Source organism: Corynebacterium sp. c25Ua_47, assembly GCF_039907205.1.
GTDB classification, from domain to species: domain Bacteria; phylum Actinomycetota; class Actinomycetes; order Mycobacteriales; family Mycobacteriaceae; genus Corynebacterium; species Corynebacterium hiratae.
Map to the genome: position 1 here is coordinate 20,219 of NZ_JASBOH010000015.1, position 18,429 is coordinate 38,647.

Genomic DNA, 18,429 nt, shown 5'->3' on the forward strand with positions numbered 1-18,429 from the left:
ACGCTCGCCCCGGAGACTGCACGCCACAACTACCCCCACGCGTTTACTTCTCTACTATTCGCGCAGAGTTTTCATTCCCTCCGCATTTATTCATCCAGCCTCCGGCTGGGGCACGATGACCTTCGGCGTCGGTGTTGCCGCAGTGGTAAAGGGATGGACGTCGGCAAGCGCGGCGTGGAACCGCACCATGCGAGCGCCGGGACCGCGTGAATAAACGCGGATAATAGTATGCACACAGCCGCAAAACCTACTCTTACGTGGACTTTCCTCAGTGCCGGGGAGCTTGAAAAAGTTCAAACTTATCTTAGAATTGTCACCTAGTTCACAATTGACCCTTGCGGTGCTACCCCTCACTACACAAGTTGCGGACACGGTTCACCGCGCGCAAAGAAAGGTTCACGGCAGATGACAACTCCCCCGCTGGGCGTGTGGTCCGAGGTTGGCAAGCTCCACCAAGTCATGGTGTGCGCACCCGGGCTCGCACACGAAAGGCTGACTCCCCGCAACTGTGCGGAGCTGCTTTTCGACGACGTCCTCTGGGTCGACGAAGCCAAGAAGCATCACGCGGAGTTCGTCGCCCAGCTGCGCAGCTACGGCGTCGAGGTGCTGGAGATGCACAAACTCTTGGAGGAAACCCTGGACACCCCAGGCGGGCGGGATTTCATCTTCGACTTCAAGCTGCTGGATAAGAACGTCGGTGTGGGCATCGGCGGCGAGTTGCGCCACTGGTTCAACGCAATGTCCAACGCACGCCTAGCCGAGCTCCTCATCGGCGGGCTGCCTTTTGCCGAAATCCCGAAGGGCCTCGGCCACGGCACCATCGACGCCATGCGCGAGGTCTACGGACCTGACGCTTTTGCGCTGCGCCCGCTACCCAATACGCAGTACGCGCGCGATAATTCGGCGTGGATTTATGGCGGGGTCTCCCTCAACCCCATGCGTATGCCGGCACGCCACCAGGAAACGCTGCTGACCCGGGCTATCTACAACTATCATCCGCGGTTTGCGCAGGCAGATTTTAAGTTCTGGTACGGAAATACCGATGAGGAACCGGGACTCGCAGCACTAGAGGGCGGTGACATCATGCCGATTGGCAAGGGCATCGTCCTCGTCGGCATGGGTGAGCGCACCACGTGGCAAGGCGTGAGCCAGCTGGCCATGCGGCTCTTCGAGGAAGGCGCGGCCGAGAAGATCATCATCGCCGGTATGGCCGCCGACCGCGCCTCGATGCACCTGGACACCGTGCTCACCTTCCTGGATGCAGATAAGGTCACGTCCTACCCCAAGGTCGTCGACACCATCCGGCCCATCGTTTTACACCCCTCCACGAGCACGGCGCCTTTCGACGTCGAACTGCCCACCGACTCCTTCCTCGATGTTGTCGCCCAGGCACTCGGCATTGGACGCTTCGAAGTCATCGAAACCGGCGGGGATGTTTATACCGCCGCCCGCGAGCAATGGGATGACGCCAACAATGTCGTGGCCATTGAGCCCGGCGTGGTGGTGGCCTATGACCGCAACAAGCACACCAATAAGAAGCTGCGGGCTGCCGGCATTGAGGTCGTCGAAATCGGCTCCGCAGAGCTAGGCCGCGGCCGCGGTGGCGGGCACTGCATGACCTGCCCAATCGTTCGCGATGCGGTGGATTATTAACAATCCGATGGGAATATATTTTCGCATCAACCAACGCACGCCTTAACCTACATAAGAGAGGACCGCGAGTGGGGCGAAGGGGACGTCGGCAAGCACGGCCCCAATCCCACCACGGCGGCAGCCACACACCCCTCACCCCAGGGTGAGCAATGCGGACATGACAGGACCTTCAGCGCCCTCAGTCTCACGGTGGGAAACGGGCTGAGTGAAGCCCGCTGCCAGCAGGTTTGACTGAAAACCGCAGATTTCGACTCCCCCACATAGGGTTAATCAAATTATGGTGCACGAAAGGTCAAAACACTGGCAGCCACCATATTGACATCACTAACTTCCCGGCAGCCCTAGGAAATATTGTCCCTACTTTTCCTAGGAGTGCGCTTCTGACACCTAAGATTGTTTCAGGATTAAATTAGTTCCTCATCATTCTTTGAGTTTCTTTAAGGACGGTATCCAGGTGCACATCAAGGGACTCCGCGCACTCGCGCCGCTGGCCGCTACAGCTGCGATGGCGAGCGTGGCCTTCATCGCGCCCGTGGCACAGGCGGCCAGCATTCCGCCCATGCCGCAGGCCTACCCCATCACAAACCTTTACAAGAGCTGCAGCGCAGCAGGTGAAGATAACGCCACGCCCGAGTGGCACTTCGCAGAAACCGGCCGCCGTTATTTGAGCGACGGCACCCTGCAGTTCAAGAACACCACTGACCAGGAGGTGCCGTACACCGCTTCGGTGGAAACGGGCACCAACCACAAGATTTCGGCCAACTCTAAGGCCGCTATGCCTTCTGGCTGGGACACCACCGCCAAGTCCGATATCGGGTTGAAGCTGAGCAACGGCTGGCAGGAGAAGGAAACCTTCGGCCCCATCACGCTGAAGCCGGGCGAGTCCTTCCGCGTGGAATACGGCGTGGTGGAAAAGGACTTCATCTCCATGTTCGTCGGCTGCAACGATGACCGCCTGGAGAACCTGCCGGGTGCCAACGTTATCCGCGGCAAGGGCCCGGCCGAGCGCTATGCCTTTGCCTACATCATCAAGGCTGATGGCTCCATTTCGGACCTGGCCATGGAGATTCCCTCCCGCTCCCCGGGCGCGAACTCCAAGCCCATCGAAGGCAACTACACCTCCGTGTCCGGCCCCAGCCTGGAGAAGATCGCGGACCCGAAGAAGGACGAAATCATGCAACCTTCCGAGGACCTGCAGCGCGATCCATCTTGGCCGAAGGAGGGCGAGACCTGCGAGGGCCGCGATAGCTCCTGGTATCCGCTGGATATCACTGCGGTTAAGCCCACCTTCCGCAAGCCGGGCTACTCCACGGACTTCCTCAACTGGTCCAAGGGCGACTACGAGTACGCACCGGTCACCGACTTCGTCGTCGGTGCGGAGCACTCCCCCTACACCAACTGGCAGGGCAACCGCGGGGATATCCCGAAGGGCTGGCTGGAGTCCGTGGGTGCGGTCAAGCGCGCCTACATGCCGGTGGGAACTGAGCTCGAGCACATCGACCTGGCTCCCGGCGAGCGCGTGCGCGTGGAGTACGGCACCACCATGACCCGCATCAACTACCGCGAAATCCACTGCGGCAAGGACGGAAAGTACAGCCTGACCTCCAACTACAAGCAAACCACCGCTCCCAGCGGCTTCTGGGCGGAGGCCACCATCACGGGCAAGGACGGCTCCACCCGCACTGAGGACGTCACCCCGGAGGAGTACCGCAACCTTCCTGTTCCGACCCAAACCATCTACTAAGCACTTCCCTACTTTTCATCCAAGGAGTACACCCACATGTTCAAGACCAAGATTGCTTCCACCACCGCCGCCGTGGCCATTGCCTGCGGCCTGATCGCTGCCCCGGCCGCCAACGCCCTCCCGGCACGTGACCTGGGCCCGGCCAACCCGACCACCATCGGTGAGCACTGCACCAACCCGGGTGACACCGGCCAGACCGTAAAGATCAAGCGCACCTACTTCGACGGCTCCGCCGGTTCCTGGACCATCTCCAACTACAACGACGAGCCGCTGCCGGTCACCCGCTCCATCAAGGAAACCAAGACCAAGACCTGGAACGTTTCCGCCGGCGTTGACTTCAAGCTGCTGGATCTCATCAACTTCACCTTCTCCTCCAGCTACACCGATTCCCAGTCCTACGAGGTGGGCGAGCAGGTCGGCCCGTACAACATCGCTCCGGGCAAGACCGCCGTCATGCGCGCCGGCTGGGTGGTTTCCGACTTCGAGGGGCAGAAGACCATCTGCGGTTCCGATAACACCTGGCAGGCCAACGGCGAGACCTTCACCGCTACCCTGCCGAAGGAGCGCCACGTCGAGGTCTCCACCCGCGACAACAACGATTGGGGCTAAGACGTGCTGAAGAAGTCCATCGCGAGCGCCTTCGCCGCACTGAGCCTGCTGGCGGCCGCTCCCGTGGCCCACGCCGCTGACTTCGGCGGGGACTTCGAGCTGCCGCAGCGCTGGAATGATGATTTCAAGCCGGGCACGCACTGCTCTACACCCGGTGAGAACGGCACCTACGTCACCGCCACACGCCGGTGGTTCAAGCAGACCGATGCCACCAGCGTGGCTAACCGCAATGATGAGCCCGTGCCGGTCAGCCACACCGTGACCCAGGCCCGCACGCAGACCATCGAGGTCTCCGGCTCCATCAAAGGCGAGGGCGAGCTGGCCAAGGTGCTGACCCAGACCTATGGTTTCACCTACGTGCACGAACAGCACTGGAAGCTTGACCAGGAGGTCGGTCCGTACACGCTGCCGGCGAACTCGCAGGGCAAGCTGGTGTGGGGCTTTACCATGCTCGACACCGACGGCCAGGACGTGCGTTGCAACACCGACCAGAAATGGGAGGCCGTGGGCAAGCCCTACTCCGCCACCGTTCCGGAGGCGCGCTACTCCGAGCTGCAGCTTGGCGACGCCCCCGTCTGGAACTAACCAAACCAACTCACCGGCCCAGACCTCACCACAGAGGACACCTCAGACCGTTTCACAACGGCTGGGGTGTCCTCTTTGTGGTTTTCGTGGCTTTCACGGGGGTAATCAAACGGCTACGAGAGCATTGCAGAACGGCAATGGAAACCTTGCAGAACGGCAACGGAGACTGTGCAGAATGGCAACGGGAATTCCCTAGCGCCGTTCGCGAAGGAGCCCAAACACCGCGATATACCGGTCATTTACAGATTTTTTGACAGAAAATCGAAAGAAATCAGCGTCGCAGTTGAGATGCCGAGTTTTGCCAGAAAAACAATTACACGCCGACGACCTTCCCGCCAATCCGAACACCACCCCCATTTCCCTTCAACGCTTACGCGGAAAGAAAAAGCTACCCCCATTCCACAGTTTTGCTTCCTGCAAGCCTGTCGATTGCTAAATTTTCAGGCAAGAAGTTGTGTTTCACGGCACATCTCTCTCTTGCGGGTGATGACTGTCATCAACCCGCAATTCTCGGCCTTAAAATCCGCACCGAAAAGGAAGACCACAATGCGCATCCGCTCAACACTCGCAACCGTCTTAGCCGCGTCACTTGTTCTTGTAGGCTGTTCTTCTTCAGACTCTGACTCCGCGTCAGGAGATAGCTCAGTTGACTTCGTGACCATCGCTGCTGGCGGTACTTCTGGCCCCTACTACCAGATTGGCGCCTCAATGTCGCAGGTGCTTGGTGACACCCTCGGAGCAGATACCTCGGTGCAGGCAACCGGCGCGTCCGTCGAAAACATTCAGCTACTGACTGATGGTGACGCCGAAATTGCTTTCGCGATGGGCGATGCAACCCGTCAGGCAATCGAAGGTACTGGGCCCTTCGCCGATAAGGAAGGTCTGAAGGACCTCACCGCCATCACTGCCCTTTACCCCAATTTCGTCCAAATCGTGACCACCGAAAAGTCCGGCATCAAGTCCGTGGAGGATCTGAAGAATAAGCGTGTGGGCGTTGGTGACCAGAACTCTGGCGTCGAGCTCAACGCTCAAATGATTCTCGAAGCCCACAATATGTCCTATGACGACATCAACGAGGACTTCCTGTCCTACGCTGACTCCATCGACCAGATGAAGAATGGTCAGATTGATGCGGCCTTCGTTACCTCTGGTCTCCCGAACTCCTCCGTCATGGATCTTGCTACCACCGAAGATGTCGTCATCGTTCCCATCGAAGGCGAAGGTATGAAGGCGCTTCGGGAAAAGTACCCCTTCTTCAACGAGGACGTTATTCCTGGCGGCACCTACGACGAAGCCGAGGATGTTCCGACGGCTTCCATCACCAACCAGCTTCTTGTCTCCCCGCACTTGAACGACGACCAGGTCTACGAAATCACCAAGGCGCTCTTTGAGAACCTCGACGCTATCCACTCCTCTCACAATGCTGCCAAGCAGATTACGTTGGAGTCCATTGAGGATGGCCTTGCCACAGAGCTGCACCCTGGCGCTCGTAAGTACTTCGAGGAAGTAGGGGCTCTTTAGTCCGCTGACAAAAAGCTAGGTGGGGACCGCTATGGTCAAGCGCTCGCGATTCGCCCTTGTTGCCGTACTCGGTGTCATCGTTCTTGCGCTCACTGTGGTGGGTCCCTTTGCTTTCTCTCGTGCAGTAGATAAATCTCAGGAACCACGGTTGATCGTGGCTGATTCTCGCGGCAGCGACATTTATTTTGAAACCCCGGCTTCACGCATCGAGCACATCGAACTTGAGTGGATCCATTCCGTAGAAAAAGAACCTTGGCGGGAGGTCTACCGGATTGAGGAGCACCACCTTCTTCTTACCGACGTTTATCTCAAGGGGTTTGGTGCCGGTGTGCCCAGCGATCTCGAGGGCGTCACGGTCAATGAAGGCCGAAGCGTCCACACGTCCAAGATTGATCGTGAGATAGGCGAGCTCAATTGGGTGCACTCTCATGCGACTGCTCATGTTTTACGTGTCTTCTTGGTGGATCAACCCGAACCGGTTCTGTTGCAACACGAGATTCCCCATCGCACCTTCACTACTGCCTTCATCGGAACCGCAGCTGATATCGATAAATAGTCAGAAAGAAAGACCATGGTCAAAGAATCAGAGCAACCGAATGTTGCCCAAACCTCAGCCACAGACCTTGATGAAAAGGGCCGAATCCACATTGATGCCGAGCCCACCGCCGCCGAGGCCCAAGAAATTCTAGAGAAGTTCGACCGCGAGTCGCGTCTGCGGGAATTTGCCTCCAAGCCTGTCAACATCATCGTGACAGCGTTTGCGATCATCGTGTCGCTGTACCACATGTACACCGCGTACTTTGGTTCCCCACCAGTTCTGGTGCACCGCTCAGTACACGTTGCGATGATTCTGGTGCTGGCTTTCGCCCTGTACCCGCCCTTCATGAAGGCCAACCGTGAGAAGATTCCGTTCTACGACATACTTCTTATCCTTGCGTCTATGTCCACTGCGGTCTATGTCTTCATCAACTACGAGGACATTGTCCGTCGAGCCGGTATCCCCACGACTCTAGACATCGTCTTCGCAGCAATTCTGGTTGTTCTGGTCATTGAGGCCGCTCGCCGAATTACTGGTTGGGCTCTTCCCATACTTGCCATCCTGTTCCTCCTCTACTCCGTGTATGGGCGAGAAATGCCGGGCATGCTGCGGCATCGCGGTTATGACTGGGAAAAGACCCTCAACTTTTCCTATCTCACAACGGAAGGAATCTTCGGCACGGCAATTGGCGTCGCTGCTTCCTATATCTTCCTCTTCGTCCTTTTCGGCGCCGTGCTTCAAAAGTCAGGAATGGGACAGTTCTTCAACGATATTGCGCTCGCCCTTGCGGGACAGACTAAAGGTGGCCCGGCAAAGGTTGCTGTCGTAGCCTCTGGTTTCCTGGGCTCCATTAACGGCGCTGCAGTCGCCAACGTTGTTACCACCGGTGCGTTTACCATTCCGATGATGAAGCGCGTCGGCTACAAGCCGGTCTTTGCCGGCGCAGTGGAATCCTCGGCCTCTGTTGGTGGCCAGATCCTTCCACCGATTATGGGCGCGGCAGCCTTCATCATGGCCGAGACCTTGGGTATGCCGTACCGGGAGGTGGCCATCGCGGCACTCGTTCCTGCTGTGCTTTACTACCTCGGTGTCATTGCGCAGGTACACCTCCGCGCTTCCCGTCAAGGCCTTAAAGGTATTTCTCGTGACAACCTCCCAGCAGTAAAGGAAGTTCTCGTGGAACGAGGCCACCTCTTGATTCCGCTTGTCTTCCTCATCTACATGCTGTTCTTTACTGGTCGCACCATCCTGTTCTCGGCATTCCTAACGATTATCGTCACTCTCGTCGTCGCTCAGCTGCGCAAGACCACGCGCATGAGTGTCTTGGAGATTCTGGATTCCTTTGCACTTGGCGCTAAAACCTCAGTGTCTGTCTCCATTGCCTGTGCCGCTGTTGGCATTGTCGTCGGCGTCGTCACTCTCACGGGCTTCGGTGTCACCCTGGCCAATGCCATCGTTACCGTCGGCGCAGGAAACCTCCTGCTGTCTCTCGTATTGACGATGATTGCCTGCATCATCCTCGGTATGGGCCTGCCCTCGATCCCGACCTACATCATTACCGCAACGATGGCTGCGCCGGCTCTTGGTCAGCTCGGCGTTGAACCGCTTGTGGCCCACATGTTCGTGTTCTACTTCGGCCTTTTCGCGAACATCACTCCGCCCGTTGCTCTCGCGGCATTCGCAGCAGCGGGTATCTCCGGCGCTGACCCGGTCAAGACCGGTTTCCAATCCATGCGTTTGTCGCTTGCTGGCTATATCATTCCCTTCATTTTCGTCTTCAACCCAGCAATGCTTCTTCAAGACGTATCAGTCGGCGAAGCTATTCTCGTTGCAATCACAGGAACCATTGGTGTTCTCCTCCTGTCCGTTGCAGTGGAAGGTCACCTGATGGTTCGCGCGAATCCGATTGTGCGAATCCTGTTTGTGGCATCAGCACTCACGATGATGGCGCCAGACGTCATCACCGATCTCATCGGTGCAGGCGTGGGGCTTCTTGCTATTGCGATCCAATGCATCGCCGCCAAGAAACAAGATGCATTATCGCTACGAAACATCTGAGTTCGTACCCAAGTCAACGCCCCATGCCACATTCCTCGTGCGAGGTATGGCATGGGGGCGTCGGCAAGCGATCCATCGGTATCTACGACGACCGAGGCCAGCGGTGCTCCGTTGTGCCTGAGCTCGGGTGTTTAAGCCACAAAGGGGTACGGCGGCGCGGTCTTCTCGCGGAAGAAGTACCGCGCGTGCGTATGCCGGACGGACTCTAAGTTCTTTGCGCCAATCGCCACAATCTCGACGTCAGGATCCTTATTTACTTGGTCTAGCCTATGGCGAGCACGGGTTCCCTCGATGAGGGATTCGTACTCAGTTACTTCCAGTGCCCCTGTCGGTCGATGGTATTTAATCAAATAGGCTGGCATCGGTTTATTCTCCCTCCATGTCACGTTGAACTCGACGTTCTTCAAATTCATGGATTAATTTATCTAGCATTTTATACATGCTACGTCGCAACTGACGTGCTTCTCTTTGCGTTGTATTAGCAGTCTGGCTGCCTTCGAAAGGCTCAGTAAGAATATCGACGAGCTTTTCCACTCTGTTTACGACTTCGGACAGCTCATGCAGAGCACGGGTCTCAATCTCAAATTCTGCCGGAATTTTTCCGCCGAATTCGAGGTATCGGATTTCTCTCCCATACAAGTCTCCTGCCATTTCATAAAGGTTTGCCCACTGTGACTGAAGCGCCGTTCTTAACTGAAATTCCGCACGTCCGGCCTCCGACATCACATGCAGGTGCACCGCGCGATAGCCCGAGTGTGGTTCTTCGCGCATGTCCCGAACCTCCACCTTCCGCGCTCCAGCCTTCATGAGATCTCGAGATAGAAGCTCCGCAAGTATCGTTTGTTCCTTTAGGGTCACATCGAGATCCAGCCGTACTCCGGAGACATCCTGAATATTCTCCAAAGGAAAGCTCGGCATTCGACTCAACTTCTCCCTCAATGTGTCTCGCGTTTTTACACGAGAACCCAGGAAGTATGTGTCTGAATCCGGCTCCACAATCGAGTCTGAAGTCAGCGTCAACCGATTATCAAGCTGTGCCATGGTCTTAACCGCTTCTTGAATTATCGCATCACACAGGGCTGACTGCTGGTCCAAGAACAGCCCGAACTGTTCCTCATCAACCGCTTCCCCATTGCGCAACGCACTTCCTATTCGGTGCACTTGTCTCTTACTAAACGTCGTCGGCTTCTGTTCTAAGAACCTCAAAGTTCCCCCTTAGTAAATGTTCGCAACCCCCACGACGAGGTGTTGCCTGTAGTTCCAGACACCCCTGCTAGACCGCATGCGTACGGCCCGTGCATCCCCCACCTCTTGGATGCCTGCCCCGAAGACTACAAGAGCGGCCGGACATCAGAGCTAGAAATCGCTCATTTGTTCGATTCCGCGTTGCGACGCACACCCCTCAGTGGCTAACAGCAGGCATCCTCCACCTTCGGCTCTGCCATACTTGACACATGACCACGCTAGAGACTTGGGCCAGAACCTGGGCGGAGACAATTGTGGACGCCCTCGAGCGCGAATTTCCCGCCGCAATGCACCACACGAGCAGCTCAACTGATGATTGCACTGTGCGCCCACGCGAGCTGCACCCCAGTTTCTACGGCTGTTTCGACTGGCATTCCAGCGTCCACATGCAGTACTCCGGGGTGCTGTTGTACACCATGCTCGGGCCCGAGTCTCCCGCCAGTCTTGCTGTGCTTCTCGACGATCGCCTCAGCCCCCAAGCCCTCACCGCCGAATACACCTACCTTGTCGAACACCCCGGGTATGAGATGCCCTACGGGCGCGCTTGGCTGTTGCAGCTAGCCTCAATCCGTCCCAGCGAAGCAATGGATAAGCTCGTCGAGCTCACCGCGCAGCACTGCCACGACTGGCTTGGTTCACTCAACCAGCCGGTGCGCCACGGCATGCACTCCAATACCGCCTTCAACCTTTTCCTCATCCTCGAGGCAGCGGAGAAACTTCGCTTGGATTCACTAGCGGATTCGGTGCGCAAAGCTGCGGTTCGCCTTTTCGGCGATGACCGTGACTATCCGCTGGAGTGGGAGTTGTCCGGGCACGATTTCCTCTCCAATGGATTATCAGAAGCTCTGCTCATGTCGCGCGTTCTCCCGGACTTCCCACAGTGGTTCGACGGTTTCCTCCCCCGCCGCACCGAAGCACTGGATTTTCTCACCGACATCCCAGAAGTACTCGACCCGACCGATGGCCGCCTGGCCCACCTCTACGGCCTGGCACTCACAAGGGCGTGGATGATTGTTGAGCTCGCCGAGCATTTCGACGACTCTGCCCTGCCGCGCGCCGAAGCCTTGGTGGCCAGCGCGCGTCCGCAGCTCGTCGACGGCCACTTCATGTCCACCCACTGGCTTATCACCTACGCACTGCGCTACCAGCTCGCCGTCGAGTAGTACTGTATTTTTCTAATCATCTATCTCTCAGGAGCACACCATGGATTCTCGCTACTCGGCGCGGCGCGATAGCTACCGCCTGCCGGAAGAGGGAATCCGCATCGATCTCCGCGCAGAACGCGCCCGCCGCCGAAGCCGCTCCTCATACGGCCGCGCGGGGGCCGTCGCCAAGCAGCAGCCCCACCGCCCTCGACGACGGTCCAACCAGGTCACAGCGCGCCATCGCAAGCCCAGCGACAGCCGAGGTCTCCGCCTCGTAGCCATTGTGGCGGTGGTGCTGGTCGGTATTATCGCGGCGCTCAAGCTCAATCAGGAACCGGACACACCCGCACCGCAGCCCACAGAAGTGGTAACGGAACCCGCCGCCGTCATCGAGCCTTCACCGGCAGTCGAGATGTACATTCCTACTATTGACGTGCGCGCGAGCTTCGAGGAAGGTTCCTGCCGGGTCAAGGACAATAAGATCAACCCAGACTCCATGAATAAGGCCTGCACCTATACCGCGGAGGACAAACCCTATTCGCTGCCCGGAACGGACTCGCCGGACATCGTGGTCATTGCTGGCCACACGGGCGCGGGCGTGCCGGCGGTATTCAATAACCTCTACGACGGCCGCGCCGATGAGCACAAGGCTGCGGTGGGCGACAAGCTGTATCTGCGCACGCAGAATTCCGGCGAGCAGTGGCTGGTGTATACCGCAACAGATCTGCACGATCCCTCCAAGGAAGGCCTTGAGCAGGACGAGAGCATCTGGGGTGCCGATGCCAAGCCGGGCCGCCTGCTCACCATCAGCTGCATTCAGCCGGCCAACCCACTGGCTTCTGCAGTGCGCAACGCGGTGGTGGGCTGGCAGTTTGAGGGCGTAACAACCGCACCTGAGACTGCACCCCAGAACTAGGCTCCGCCTGTTTTTACCCCATAGCGGGGGGATGCCTGTTTACGCAGGTCATTGTCGAACATTCGCACAACCAGCAGGACCGCATTAGCCACGTCTCTTAGGCAATGACCAGCCGCTTTAACCCCCAGCACGATACCCCATAACGATCGAACACTCGGCATGCGTGGCGGGACTTCCATCCCGAAAGTTGCGAAATACCACATTGCAACCCCTGTGACTGATGTGAAAATTGTGACTATTGTGGTTCTGGTCTGATGAACTACCTCTCACAAACCCACTAGGAGAAACATATGAAGCGCATCCACCGCACCCTGACCGCAGCCGCACTGGCTGGCTCCCTCGCACTGGGCGGCACCGCCGTTGCCTCTGCACAGATTCCGGCTCCGGCTGAGTTCGAGTTCGAAGGCTACACCTACCAGCGCCAGGCTGACGGCACCTACAAGAGCACCAATCCACTGGGTTCCGTCTCCCTCACCGCAGAACAGGCACAAGCTGCATGGGAGCGCCTGCAGGAGAAGGAAGCTCCCGCCGAGGATCCAGCAGCCCCGGTTGATGAGGACTCTCAGGACAATGCCCCTGCACCGGCCAACCCAGACCCGGCGCCGGCCGGCCCGTCCCAGGTTGACTACCCGATCGACAACGGCAGCGATGCTCCTAAGAATGACCCGGAGAAGCCGGAGGCTGGCGGCGAGAAGCCCGAGGCCGACAACGAGAATCCGGGGGCCGGTGAGGACAAGGACAAGCCTGTTACTCCTCCTTCTGGAGAGACCGGTCCGACGGGCGGCTCCCAGCCCCCGGCTGATTCCGCCGAGGATTCCGATTTCGACGCCAAGCAGCTGGCATGGCTGGCTCTGCCGGCCGCCCTCGTCATCGGTGGCGTGACCTGGTACCTGGCCAAGGACGGCAAGACCTACGTGAAGTCCCAGGAGGCAGCCCAGAACGACGCCCCGAGTGCCGAGGAGAAGGCCGCTTCCGAGCAGATGCTCAAGGAAAACAAGGACGAGGTCATCGCCCAGGGTGGTCAGATTGCCGAAAGCACCGCCGAGAAGTCCCAGGTACAGTCGCGCGGTATCTCCGCTGAGACCGGTTCCAACACCGTTGCTCGTGGTCTTGCCGCACTGGCCATCGCAGCCATGATTGCAGCTGGTGCTTTCGCCGCCCGCCGCAAGTTCTTTATCTAAGAGTCCCTGCGCCGCGTTCCCCGCGTGCCTCCAGGCCTTACTTTTAAGAGCATGGAGGAACGCGGTTCTCGCGGTTTTGCGCTTAGCGCTTGAGGTAGCGTTAATATAGTTGAATAGCCCCTGCACACCAAGGGTTTTCTATCTTTCACTTTCCTTCGCTCTATTTCTAGGAGAATCCCATGAAGAAGGCTTCACTCGCTCTCGCCACCACCGTCCTGGCAGGCTCTCTGTGTGTTATTGGCTCGACCATCGCCACCGCCGACGAGTCCACTGCAAACGCCACCAACACCTCGGCTACCGAGATCAACTTCTGCTGGGCTCCAGCCGAAGAGTTCACCACCACCATCGAGGACACCGAGCACACCTTCAAGCAGGAGGAATTCGGACTCTGGCGCGCCACTGACAATGAAGAATTGACCCTGGACCGCGCCGAGGTCATGGAGATTGCCAAGGACGACGTCGCTGCCTGTGGCAAGCAGGACACCGCAGCCGCTGAGATTAAGGAGTCTCTGGCCAAGAACCCGCCGAGCTCGACGACGTCCACGTCGACTACGCCGACCACCCCGACGGAGAAGCCCGTGGAGCCAGCGGATGAGCCTTCGCAGGCGCCGACCGGCACCAATGAGTCCAGCTCCTTCGATGAAGCCCTCAGCTCCAAGGACGGTGAGCCGACCGATCTTGGCATCGCTGCCATCGTCGCTGCTGTCCTGGGCGCCATCGGCGCCATCGCCGCTGTCGCTCCGAGCGTGGCAAAGTCCCTGGGTATCAAGCTGCCTTTCTAACAGCTCCGCCCGCTCAAGAAAAAGCGCTCCTCACCACCAATCGTTGAGGAGCGCTTTTCACGTAGCAGGACGTGTATCGATCTACTTCAGAGTCACCTTGTAATACAGCGGCTTCGACTTCCACGTAAAGATCACATCATCGACACGCTCGGAGTAGCCACCAGTGGAGTTGGTGTACCACAGCGGGATTGCTGGAAGGTCCTTCATGAGTACCGCTTGGGCATCGTTGACCCGCTCAACGCTCTCCTCTTCGTTGGCTGCCGCCGCCGCTTTCTGCAGAAGCGAATCAAACTCGGGGTTGGAATAGTCGGCGTCGTTAGTCGCAGCACCTGTGGCATACAGCGGCTCCAAGAAGCTCGACGGCGACGGGTATACCGACTGCCAGCCGGTGCGGAACGCACCCTCGATCGTCTTGTTCGTGACCTCATCGCGCAGCGATTTGAAATCCGGATACGGCGCTGGCTGCGCATCAATGTCAAGGGTGTTTCGAATGAAGTTCACGACAGCATCGACCCACTCCTTGTGACTACCGTCGGAATTGTACGCCACGGTGAACGGCCCCTTGAATGGCTTCATCTCCTCCGCCTTGGCCCACAGCTCGCGCGCCTTGTCCGGGTTATAGGTCAGGACCTCGTTGCCAGGGATGTCTGTGGCACCGTCGTTAAGCACAGGCGATGTGAAATCCACCGCCGGAGTGTTCGTCCCTTGGAAAATGGTCTGGGTAATCTCCTCGCGGTCAATGGCCATGGACAGTGCTTGTCGACGCAACGCCCCCGCCTCCCCACTAAAGTTCTCATCCCCGGCGGGGATAGTAATGGACTGGAAAATTGCAGCAGGCTCGTTCACTGCGCGCTCGCCGAGATCAGTTTCAAAGTTGGCCATGGCCGAGGACGGAACCGAGTCCAAAACATCCAGGTTCCCCGAAAGCAAGTCAGCATAGGCCGCACTGGCGTCGGCATAGAAAACGAAGTTCAGACCATCGTTCTGCGCCTTGCGGTCACCTTCATACTTCTCGTTGGGAACGAGGATCGCATTCTGGTTATGGTTCCATTCCTGCAGCTTATAAGGTCCACTTCCCACTGGGTTTTGGCCATAGGCGTCGATGTCATCGAAGGCTGATTCGTGCATGGGGAAAAAGACGGAATAGCCCAAACGAGTCTCGAAATCCGCTGTGGGCTCATCAAGTTCAATGGTGAACGTCTTCTCATCGACAACCTTGAGCCCTTCCATACTCCCTGCTCCTTCCTCGTAGCCCTTGATGGGCTCGAAGAAATAGGCAGAGAGCATGCTGTTCTTTACAGCGTTGTTCCACGTATCGACGTAGTCCTGGGCACGCACCGGGGAGCCATCGGAGAACACCGCATCCTCCTTGAGCGTGACCTTGTACGTCACGTCATCGGTCTTCTCGATGCTCTCTGCTTGGTCGTTGTGCACCTCACCGTTCTCATCGAAGTACACGAGTCCCGAGTAGATGAGGTCGATGAGCGTTGCACCCGGCACATCGCTGGTATCTGCAGGAATGAGCGGCTTTTGGGGTTCGGTGGAGTTGGTACTGATGAAATCAACATCCGCCGCATCACCGGATCCATCTCCTCCGCATGCGGTCAGGCCAGCTGCTGCGACAACAGCGGCGAGGCTCGCGCCGACTTTTGTCCATTGCATGAGTTCTCCTTAGGGATATCACGTGTGTGAATTCTCTCATAACAATACGGCGATATGTTGCGCTTCACTCAATAAATGCACTCTCCGCCGCCGGAGACTTTCACAGATCCCCTGTGTAACGCCTGTCAACATCCTCAGCACCTACCCCACGCCTTCTCCCCGACCGCACCACCGCCATACAGTCTTTTTCGCGTTTTTGTAGCGCCATAACCGCGCCAGCAAACATTATTGCGCGCTGATAAGCCCTTGGCAGCTGTCATGGAATACCCATATAACCTTTCACAGTTTGACCAATCCTTTTCCGGCCTTCGTTAGCATGTGGGAGGTCGAATTCAGTAAGCGATAACGAACATCGCCTGATGACGGCTTTTCACTTTCATAAGACGTCCCCGATCTATTCCCAGGAGAAATAATATGAAGCGCATTTCCCGCAACCTCACCGCTGCCGCTCTGGCGAGCTCCCTCGCACTGGCTGGCGCCACCGCCGCCAACGCGGAGGAGAACACCGAGCTCAACGGCGACAACCTCGTTGACGCCGTACTGACCACCAACGAGAACAACGACACCGTCAACGGCGAGGCTGAGGGCGACAACGCTGGCAAGACCGAGGGCGAGGCCGGCGACAACGCTGGCAAGACCGAGGGCGAGGCCGGCGACAACGCTGGCAAGACCGAGGGCGAGGCCGGCGACAACGCTGGCAAGACCGAGGGCGAGAAGCAACCGGGCAATGACAAGCAGCCAGGCAAGGGTGATACCAACAAGGAGCCAGGCAAGGGCGATACCAACAAGGAGAAGAGCTCCTTCGACGACATTAAGGCCAAGCTGTCTTCCGAGGAAGGCAAGCCGACCGATCTGGGCATCGCTGCCATCGTCCTCGGCGTCCTTGGCGCAATCGCTGCTGCCGTTCCGGCCGCTGCTAAGGCTCTGAACATCAAGCTTCCGTTCTAATCACTGAAGCTTGAACGTCCTAAGGGACGTCGTTAAGCGCACAGGCACCCCCACCACCATCGCGTGGATTGGGGGTGCCTTTGTGTGTTCATGGGGAGTACTCCCGAAAATCGAAGGTTTTTCGTCTTACATCAGCCGCACGCGTGGGATCTGGGTTACACTCCGAACCCAACCGATACCGGTTAACGGAATGATTCATTCCACTTTCCATCACCCTTTCACCTTCTACCTATTCTCGGAGTACTTATGTCTAACTTCTCTCGCGGCCTGCTTGCCGCAACCCTGACCAGTTCACTCGCATTCGCTGGGGCCACCGCCGCCTCTGCTGAGGAAGCTGCCACCACCAACTGCGGCTCCCCGAAGGCCGAGTTCACTGCCACCGTTGATGGCAAGGAGCACACCTTCAAGAAGGTCAGCGAATTCCTGTGGCAGGCCACCGACGATGAAAAGGTTGAGCTAAGCCGCGCCGATATCTTCGACCTGGCTAAGGATGGCGAAGACGTATGCGATGCTGAATCTATCGATATCGACGACTGGGGCACCGGCAACGATGGCGGCGGTTCCGACAATGACGAGACCGACGGCGACGATGAGTCAGACGGCAACACCGGTGGCGACGATGACGCCGACAACGACGACGAGTCCGAGGGCGGCGACGATGACGCTGACAACGACGACGAGTCTGAGGGCGGCGACGGCGGCGACGACGCTGACAACGGCGACGACGAAGACTCCGAAAACGGCGACGGTGACGAGTCCGAGGGCGACAAGGATAAAAACAAGGACAAGAGCTCCTTTGATGGCATCAAGGATGCACTATCCTCCGAGGACGGCAAGCCGACCGACCTGGGCATCGCAGCAATCGTCATTGGCGTCCTTGGCGCACTGGCTGCAATCGTCCCGAATGCTGCACGCGCACTGGGCATCAAGCTTCCGTTCTAACCTGAAGCACTAAAACGCCATTTCTTCGGCGTTGACTAGTCACCCCCAATCACTTCGTTCAAGTGATTGGGGGTGTTTTCAATGTCCGGAAAACACCCGTTAGCTAAGGGGCAGATTAAAAATAGTCAAATTTATATTCAAAGCTGCGACATCCGCTGCACGAGCGACCTACACTCTTACCTCAGCCGATACCGGTTATCTGATTGGTTCTAAAACCTTTCCGATTCACTATTTTTCACTTCTATTTCATCTCTACTGGAGACAACATGAATAACTTCTCCCGCGGCCTGCTCGCCGCAACCCTGACTGGCTCTCTCGTATTCGCTGGCACCACCGTCGCCTCTGCTGAGGAAGCTGCCACCACTACCAACTGCGGTACCCCGAAGGCTGAGTTCACCGTCAAAATTGACGGCAAGGACCACACCTTCAAGAAGGTGAGCGAGTTCGCCTGGCAGGCCACCGACAATGCAGAGCTCACGTTGAGCCGCTTCGATGTCTTCCAAATGGCCAAGGACGGCGAAGCAGTATGCGACTCCGAATCGATCGACCTCGGCGATTGGGGCGCTTCCCAGGGCGGCCCGGGCAAGGTCGACTACGATATCGTCGACGGCGAGCGCCAGGATCCTGCACCTGTCGAGGACGAAGACAAGGACAAGAACGAGCAGGATAAGGATAAGGACAAGAACCCGTCCGAAGACAAGGACAAGGACAAGGACAAGAAGAGCTCCGTTAAGGATGAGCTCTCCTCCGAGGACAACAAGCCGACCCCGCTCGGCATCGCTGCTATCGTTGCCGGCGTTCTCGCCGTCATCGCAGCTGCCTTCCCGTTCGTCAAGAACGCCCTGAAGCTCTAAGTCTTTAACGCCTGTTGCACAGGCACCTAGTACCAGCGTCTCCGCG

General features: G+C 57.9%; 17 protein-coding genes. 14 read left to right on the forward strand and 3 right to left on the reverse strand.

The features are described from left to right. Window positions 1-90: 90 nt before the first annotated feature. Window positions 91-234, reverse strand: coding sequence for a hypothetical protein (locus tag QKE52_RS11820; RefSeq protein WP_347948869.1), 144 nt, complete (start codon window positions 232-234; stop codon window positions 91-93). Window positions 235-405: 171 nt separating this feature from the next. On the opposite strand from QKE52_RS11820, the gene QKE52_RS11825 reads away from it, so the two are divergent. The 7 genes from QKE52_RS11825 (at window position 406) to QKE52_RS11855 (ending at window position 8,708) form a co-directional block, all read left to right on the forward strand. Further along, window positions 406-1,653: an arginine deiminase gene (locus QKE52_RS11825; protein ID WP_347948870.1), complete on the forward strand. Its 1,248-nt coding sequence runs from the start codon at window positions 406-408 to the stop codon at window positions 1,651-1,653. Window positions 1,654-2,158: 505 nt separating this feature from the next. Further along, window positions 2,159-3,397 carry a hypothetical protein gene (locus tag QKE52_RS11830; RefSeq protein ID WP_347948881.1) on the forward strand — a complete coding sequence of 413 codons (1,239 nt, stop codon included), beginning with the start codon at window positions 2,159-2,161 and terminating at the stop codon, window positions 3,395-3,397. A gap of 36 nt (window positions 3,398-3,433) precedes the next feature. Beyond that, window positions 3,434-4,006: a hypothetical protein gene (locus QKE52_RS11835; protein ID WP_046649195.1), complete on the forward strand. Its 573-nt coding sequence runs from the start codon at window positions 3,434-3,436 to the stop codon at window positions 4,004-4,006. 3 nt (window positions 4,007-4,009) lie between these two features. Next, entirely contained in the window at window positions 4,010-4,591 is a 582-nt protein-coding gene (locus QKE52_RS11840; protein ID WP_347948871.1) for a hypothetical protein, read from the forward strand. A 546-nt stretch (window positions 4,592-5,137) separates the two neighbouring features. Continuing rightward, window positions 5,138-6,112, forward strand: coding sequence for a TAXI family TRAP transporter solute-binding subunit (locus QKE52_RS11845; RefSeq protein ID WP_046649193.1), 975 nt, complete (start codon window positions 5,138-5,140; stop codon window positions 6,110-6,112). 31 nt (window positions 6,113-6,143) lie between these two features. After that, window positions 6,144-6,668 carry a DUF1850 domain-containing protein gene (locus QKE52_RS11850; protein WP_347948872.1) on the forward strand — a complete coding sequence of 175 codons (525 nt, stop codon included), beginning with the start codon at window positions 6,144-6,146 and terminating at the stop codon, window positions 6,666-6,668. Window positions 6,669-6,683: 15 nt separating this feature from the next. After that, window positions 6,684-8,708, forward strand: a complete 2,025-nt coding sequence (locus QKE52_RS11855; RefSeq protein ID WP_082254481.1) for a TRAP transporter permease — start codon at window positions 6,684-6,686, stop codon at window positions 8,706-8,708. A 366-nt stretch (window positions 8,709-9,074) separates the two neighbouring features. On the opposite strand, the gene QKE52_RS11860 is transcribed toward QKE52_RS11855, so the two are convergent. Beyond that, entirely contained in the window at window positions 9,075-9,848 is a 774-nt protein-coding gene (locus tag QKE52_RS11860; RefSeq protein WP_246819837.1) for a hypothetical protein, read from the reverse strand. A gap of 314 nt (window positions 9,849-10,162) precedes the next feature. Between QKE52_RS11860 and QKE52_RS11865 the strand changes: the two genes are divergently transcribed. From QKE52_RS11865 to QKE52_RS11880, 4 genes are all read left to right on the forward strand, one after another. Then, a complete protein-coding gene (locus tag QKE52_RS11865) occupies window positions 10,163-11,116 on the forward strand; it encodes a DUF2891 family protein (protein ID WP_347948873.1) in 954 nt (317 codons plus the stop codon). A 40-nt stretch (window positions 11,117-11,156) separates the two neighbouring features. After that, window positions 11,157-12,014, forward strand: coding sequence for a hypothetical protein (locus QKE52_RS11870; RefSeq protein WP_052750570.1), 858 nt, complete (start codon window positions 11,157-11,159; stop codon window positions 12,012-12,014). A 290-nt stretch (window positions 12,015-12,304) separates the two neighbouring features. After that, entirely contained in the window at window positions 12,305-13,195 is an 891-nt protein-coding gene (locus QKE52_RS11875; RefSeq protein WP_347948874.1) for a hypothetical protein, read from the forward strand. A gap of 179 nt (window positions 13,196-13,374) precedes the next feature. Then, window positions 13,375-13,977: a hypothetical protein gene (locus tag QKE52_RS11880; RefSeq protein ID WP_046649189.1), complete on the forward strand. Its 603-nt coding sequence runs from the start codon at window positions 13,375-13,377 to the stop codon at window positions 13,975-13,977. Window positions 13,978-14,058: 81 nt separating this feature from the next. Here the strand turns inward: QKE52_RS11880 and QKE52_RS11885 are convergent, their stop codons facing one another. Continuing rightward, entirely contained in the window at window positions 14,059-15,639 is a 1,581-nt protein-coding gene (locus QKE52_RS11885) for an ABC transporter substrate-binding protein (RefSeq protein ID WP_049155877.1), read from the reverse strand. A gap of 414 nt (window positions 15,640-16,053) precedes the next feature. Between QKE52_RS11885 and QKE52_RS11890 the strand changes: the two genes are divergently transcribed. From QKE52_RS11890 to QKE52_RS11900, 3 genes are all read left to right on the forward strand, one after another. Next, complete coding sequence (locus QKE52_RS11890; RefSeq protein WP_102234515.1) at window positions 16,054-16,587, forward strand: hypothetical protein; 534 nt, start codon at window positions 16,054-16,056, stop codon at window positions 16,585-16,587. A gap of 246 nt (window positions 16,588-16,833) precedes the next feature. After that, entirely contained in the window at window positions 16,834-17,529 is a 696-nt protein-coding gene (locus QKE52_RS11895; RefSeq protein WP_070680362.1) for a hypothetical protein, read from the forward strand. Between the two features lie 266 nt (window positions 17,530-17,795). After that, the gene (locus tag QKE52_RS11900) at window positions 17,796-18,383 is read left to right on the forward strand and encodes a hypothetical protein (protein WP_347948875.1); all 588 of its coding nucleotides are present in this window, start codon (window positions 17,796-17,798) and stop codon (window positions 18,381-18,383) included. The last annotated feature ends 46 nt before the right edge of the window (window positions 18,384-18,429 follow it).